This window comes from Aeromicrobium sp. (assembly GCF_014378035.1).
Taxonomy (GTDB): domain Bacteria; phylum Actinomycetota; class Actinomycetes; order Propionibacteriales; family Nocardioidaceae; genus Aeromicrobium.
In genome coordinates this window covers 1-5,514 of sequence record NZ_JACMOM010000079.1, presented here as the reverse complement: position 1 = coordinate 5,514, position 5,514 = coordinate 1, and the positions used below count along the sequence as shown (strand labels likewise).

General features: G+C 63.3%; 6 protein-coding genes. 2 read left to right on the top strand and 4 right to left on the bottom strand.

Going from position 1 to position 5,514, the window contains the following annotated elements; translation table 11 throughout:
- Together H7290_RS04260 and lhgO are read left to right on the top strand one after the other, a co-directional pair.
- Nucleotides 1–393: DUF5997 family protein (locus tag H7290_RS04260; protein WP_290512777.1), on the top strand; the 393-nt coding region annotated here is incomplete at its 5' end.
- A gap of 163 nt (nucleotides 394–556) precedes the next feature.
- Nucleotides 557–1,804, top strand: a complete 1,248-nt coding sequence (lhgO, locus tag H7290_RS04255; protein ID WP_290512776.1) for an L-2-hydroxyglutarate oxidase — start codon at nucleotides 557–559, stop codon at nucleotides 1,802–1,804.
- Between the two features lie 24 nt (nucleotides 1,805–1,828).
- Here lhgO and H7290_RS04250 read toward each other — a convergent pair whose 3' ends face one another.
- The 4 genes from H7290_RS04250 to H7290_RS04235 form a co-directional block, all read right to left on the bottom strand.
- Nucleotides 1,829–2,188 (bottom strand): hypothetical protein, encoded by a 360-nt coding sequence (locus H7290_RS04250; protein WP_290512775.1) that lies wholly within the window; start codon nucleotides 2,186–2,188, stop codon nucleotides 1,829–1,831.
- 1,052 nt (nucleotides 2,189–3,240) lie between these two features.
- Nucleotides 3,241–3,987: a phosphatase PAP2 family protein gene (locus H7290_RS04245; protein WP_290512774.1), complete on the bottom strand. Its 747-nt coding sequence runs from the start codon at nucleotides 3,985–3,987 to the stop codon at nucleotides 3,241–3,243.
- Nucleotides 3,984–4,214, bottom strand: coding sequence for a hypothetical protein (locus H7290_RS04240; RefSeq protein ID WP_290512773.1), 231 nt, complete (start codon nucleotides 4,212–4,214; stop codon nucleotides 3,984–3,986). Before H7290_RS04240 ends, H7290_RS04245 begins: the two co-directional genes overlap by 4 nt.
- A gap of 678 nt (nucleotides 4,215–4,892) precedes the next feature.
- Nucleotides 4,893–5,514, bottom strand: a 622-nt coding sequence (locus H7290_RS04235; RefSeq protein ID WP_290512772.1) for a histidinol dehydrogenase, incomplete at its 5' end; no start/stop codon positions are given.

Sequence of the window (5,514 nt, the reverse complement as noted above, 5' to 3'; positions counted from 1 at the left end):
GCGCAGACCATGAAGCCCGCGACAGCGGCCCAGAAACTCGGGGTCTATCTCCCGGCCACGCCCGAATCGTTCCAGGCCGAGCCCGTCTCGCGGGTGCAATTGAACCAGATGATCGCCGAGCCGCCGGAGTGGCTGGTGGAGTTGCGCAAGACCGGACCACATCCGCGCCCCGTCGTCGCCCACAAGCTCGGCGTCTCGAATGCCGGACTCGCCCGTGGCGAGGTCACCGAGCCGCTGACCACGGACGAGATCTCGGAGCTGCTGCAAAAGCCACCGGCCTGGCTCGTACGCGAACGCTCCACGCATGCGGAAGTCAACGAGGAGAACGCCCGGGTCAAGGCGCTCAAGGCCTATAAGCGATCGCAGCGCGGAGAAGGTTCCGCTCGCGTCTGAGGTCGTGCGAGGGCGCTCGTATCGAGGTCCTGGCGAACTCGGCGTCTAGTCGTTGACCTGGACGACGGTGCGGACACGGATCGTTCGCTCGCTCGCTGAGTCACAGGACGAGCGGATGCCGGTCGCATCGCTTTCTTGGCACCTGCTGGATACAATTCGATTTATGGCGAATGAATCGTCGAACCCGATGTCGACTGGTTACCCCCCCGATCACGACGTCGACGACGTTGTCGTCGTCGGTGGCGGCATCATCGGGTTGGCTACCGCGTGGCAATTGCTCAGGCAACGCCCCGGTTCCCTGGTGACTATCGTCGAAGCGGAAGCGGATGTCGCGAGCCATCAGACCAGCCATAATTCCGGCGTGCTCCACGCCGGCGTGTACTACGCCCCCGGATCGCTGAAAGCCGTACTGTGTGCGCGGGGACGTGCCCTGATGGAGCAGTTCTGCCTCGATCACGACATCCCCATTGACTTCACCGGAAAGCTGGTCGTCGCCGTCTCCGACGCGGAACTGCCCGGCCTCGCACGGCTATTCGAGCGCTCGACACAGAATGGCGTACCGGGACTTCGACGGCTGGATCGCAGCGAACTCCGGCAGATCGAGCCGGCAGTCGAGGGGGTAGCGGCCATCCATTCCCCGCGCACCGGTGTCCTCGATTTCGCCGAGGTCGCTCGCCAGCTCGCCGAAGAAGTGGTTGTGCTCGGGGGCACTCTTCTCACTTCCTGGCCCGTTCGCTCCGTGCAGAGCACGGCCGAGGGCTGCATCGTCACCGGGCCCGGCGGCGCGGTGCGCCGTGGCCGTCAAGCTGTAGTCTGCGCGGGGCTCCAGGCCGACCGACTCGCGGGCGACGCGGCGAAGGATGTGCGCATTCTGCCCTTCAGAGGCAGCTGGTATCGCGTGTCACAACCGCTGGCCGACCGCATTCGAGGCAGCATTTACCCAGTGCCGGATCCCTCGTTGCCGTTCCTCGGGGTGCACCTCACCCGACGTGTCAACGGCGAGGTCTGGGCCGGTCCGAACGCGTTCCTCGCGTTCAGCCGCCGCACCTACAAGCCGTGGGCGGTCTCTCCCCGCGATTCGCTCTCCTCGCTCGGCTACCCCGGATTCTGGCGCTTCGCCGTGGCCAACCTCGGCACAGCCTGGACCGAGTTCTCCCATGACGTGTCTGCCCGCGCCTATGCGAATTCGCTGCGGCAGTATGTGCCTGACGTGCGCGCGAGCGACCTGCACCGCGGGCCGATGGGCATCCGCGCCCAGGCGATGGATGCCCGCGGCCATCTCATCGACGACTTCCTGATCCGCCGAGACGGCAACGTGCTTCACGTGCTCAACGCGCCGTCCCCGGCGGCCACCTCGTCGTTCGCCATCGGGGAGTTCCTCGCCGAGAAGATCGACGAGGAGACACCCTAGGCGAAGTCGTAGCCCACACCCGGTTCAGGACTTCGTCGAGAGATCCGCGCTCAGGTCACCGACCTGGGCGCGGCGGAGCTGTGTTGTATCGGTCTGGGCGATACCGCGCAATCGCAAGCGCACGCGCAACTGCACGCGCGACTCCTCGAACGTGAATGGCTTGACGGGATGGTCGTTCGGTCCGCCATTCAAACGGGGCCTGGTGTCGTTACCGTTCGATTTCGTTTTCGAGAACGAAGCAGGGGTCTCAATACAGTTCGCCGATTCGGGACAGTTCGCCGATTCGGGCGCCGCCGAACCCGGGAAGGCAGCCTTGCGTGATTTCCATTCCGCGGAATCGGCTGGCACGTCGGCTATCGCCGCTGTCTGTGCTGTGATCGGCACGACGACCCGCTGCGTCGGGGGGTGATCTCTCGTGAGGGAATCAACGTGAATCCATCCCGCGGTTTGCGCGGAAGCATGCCCGGGCGCGGTCGACGGAAGCGCTTTCCGGGCGGGGAGTGAACGAGTGCCCACCCATCAGTGAAGGCGACGGTGACCACACCGTTTTTTGGGCGGGAAACAGAGCGGCGGCGAAACGCGCAGCCGGAGTGGCCGACCGGGGGACGGCGCAGGGGCTGGCGGGTGGCTGGCCGCCACCGCATGACCGCCGGTGCCATTCACGAGGGTGAGCGCCGTCGCGATGCCAAATCCGAGAATAACGGCCCCTATTGCTCCATAAACGACGGTTTTCACCCGGATACACGACCGAGCTCCGTCGTGCAGGTTAGGACCGCGCCACCGGCGTTTGACATCCACTGCACTGATTGATCGTGATTGCCAACTGAACAGACTCGGTGGAGCCGGTTCCGACGAGGCGGGTCACGCGTTTTTTCGCGCCTCCGCCATTCGCTGACCCGTTGCACCGGGTGATGGTGGCAGCCGTGGGCGACGTGCCGCCCGCGATGTTGTTGATGACCTGGGCGACTGACCGGGCTGCGAACGCGGTCCCGCCCGCAGCTTCGAACGCCAACACTAAAACTGCGACAAGCACAGAGACGACCAGGATCACCACCCGCGTGAGCGGCCCATGGACACGGTCAGCGCGCGCGGGCGCGGAGCTCGCCGTCGTGACACTCCTGTCGCTGCCTGATTCAATAATCGTCACAGGGTGTCATTTTTTCGTTGATGTTGGGATGCGATTGCGGCCCGCTACACATCACCGCCGATGTCCACTGCCGAATACCTGGAGTTTTCGCCTGGGACAGGGGTACTTCAATCTGCGGACGGAGAGGTCTCCGCACGATCAGTCTTGTGGCGTGAAAGCTACCCAGCAGTTCACCCAAGCAGTGCGACAACAGCCCTGTTTGCGAGCGGCATCTTGTTCGTCCGACGACTCCCCCCTCCGGAAGCCCGCATCCTGTCGACTGTCTGATCGGCTCTGCTAGCCGGAGCTGCTATCGGAGCTGTCGAGCGTCTCGGCCGCGCCGCAACCTGGCACCGACGAGACCACCGAGCACAACTGGCACCCAGATTGTTCGAGCGAGCGGTGCAACGACGATCCCCCAGACGATGGAGGCGATGACGTCGCTCGGGAAGTGGACACCGTCCACAACGAGCGCTGTTCCCACTCCGAGAATCAGCAACGCGCCAATGATTCCCGCTACCCAACGGCTTCCTCTTGCGGCGAGACCAAGCACGATCGTCACAACGAGAGCGGTAACGAAGGCAGCGTGACCGCTGGGATAGGACGCGTCGACCTGCGCAGGGCTGAATGGGAACGGCAGAAGAGCGGAATCCGGACGAAGCCGGTGCACGATCAACTTAACGACTGCCAAGGAAAGCCAGGTGGCAGCGATAGTGGCAGCGAAGGTAGACGCCACTCGGAGATTTCGCGTCAGCGCAAGGACGATGCCCGTGAGAACCACTGTTCCGACGATGGCCGGTACCGGTTCGAAGATCATATAGACGGCGTTAGTCAGAGAGCCGACCGCTCCATGGTGGTAGCCGTTGAAAAACTGCACGACGGCAAAGTCCCAGCGACTGGTTCGAATAATCAGGCCGACGATAAGGACAAGGACAATGCCAACCCCCGCGGTCCAAATGATCCGTGCCCGATGGGTTGTCGGAGCGAGTAGCGCTCCTAACAACCCTCGCGCGGCACTCAATCGCGATTCCTCCGATGAGTTTGGTGCAAGGCTCACGCTGTGTCTCCCGTCGTGGTCGGGTTAGAGGCAACACGCACCGCGTTATGAAAATGGTCGTCCGTCTGCGAGAAGACGTGATCGTCAGAATTTTTTTCGGGCATCACGGCAGTGACCCCGGTTGTGTTGGGGAACGGGGTCAGGAAAGCTCGGCGCTTATCGCCTTCCCCTGCCACGTCGATGTCTTGTGTCTCTCGTGCACTCTTGTCGAAGACTGTGTTTCTCATGGAACGAATTTTACAGATCGTCCTCGTCCCGACAGCGTGTTGAATTGACCCCTTCCACTCGACTGGCCCACGACCCGTTTGATCGCGACGATGAACCACTTGCCGTCTCCGGCGTGCTTTCACCGAACATAACTCGTTCGGGATGGGTCTCCTCCGCGTACTGCGAATCCCTTCTCCGCGTCTCGGCGACGCTCACACTGTCGGCCCGTCGCGACCGATCCGGGCTCCCCGCTGAACTCTCGGTGGGTTCCTGAAGGAAGGAGTGCTCGAACTATGGCGATCGAACCCGTCCCCGCCAGCGCTTCAGGTGGGGACGATTATGTCTTCGTTCTCAAACTCCATCGCCTGGTTCGGGACCGGGCTGACGCAGAACATCCTCGACGGGGCCACACACAGCAGACGCGAGGGACAGAACCGAACCTCCGGGCCGCTTGCGCGTGCCGGGGGTTTCAACTTGGACTACTTGGCGGAACCAGTGAGATTTGAACTCTGACCTAGCCCGTTGCGCGGTTTCTGTGGGGGCCGGAGGAACATCGCTTGAACCGCGACCTCCACCGAGCGGTGCCCTGAACCCGCGACTTCACGGTGAGAGCAGTCCACGGTAATGCAGCGCCACTGTCGATCGGTATCGAAGGGTGCGCGAACTGCCGGGAGTTGAAGTGACACGATGACGCGCAATCACTCTGCAATGCTCAGAGCAGGCCTCTCCTCGAGGCGAGCAATGCGCATCGTCGCGGTAGCTTGGTGCGCGGTCATCCCCTCGCTCGCGGAAATAATCTCCACGGCCGGAGCCACACTCAGAGTGGCGGCACGGGAAATGCGCTGATAGGTCAGCGGCTTCAGGTATCGCGACACCGAGAGTCCCGCGCTGTGCCTGGCACCGCCGGCGGTCGGCAGAGTGTGATTGGTGCCGGCCATCCCCTTATCGGAGTATGCAACGGTGCTCCACTGCCCGAGAAAAAGCGATCCATAGTTCGCGAGAGCATCGTGGTACCACTCGTCCTCAGATGTTTGCACTTCGAGGTGCTCGGGCGCCAGTTCATCCATCACCAGCACCGCGTCCTCGCGAGACTTCACCACGATCACCGAGCCGTAGTCCCGCCACGCCGGACCGCAAATCTCACGGGTCGACAGTCCAACCAGCTGTCGCTCGACCGCTGCGATCACCTCGCGACCCAGCCTTTCGGATGTCGTCACGAGCGCCGCGGGGGAATTGGGCCCGTGCTCGGCCTGTCCGAGCAGGTCGGCCGCGACCAGTTCGGCATCCGCGGTGTCATCGGCGATCACGGCGACCTCCGAG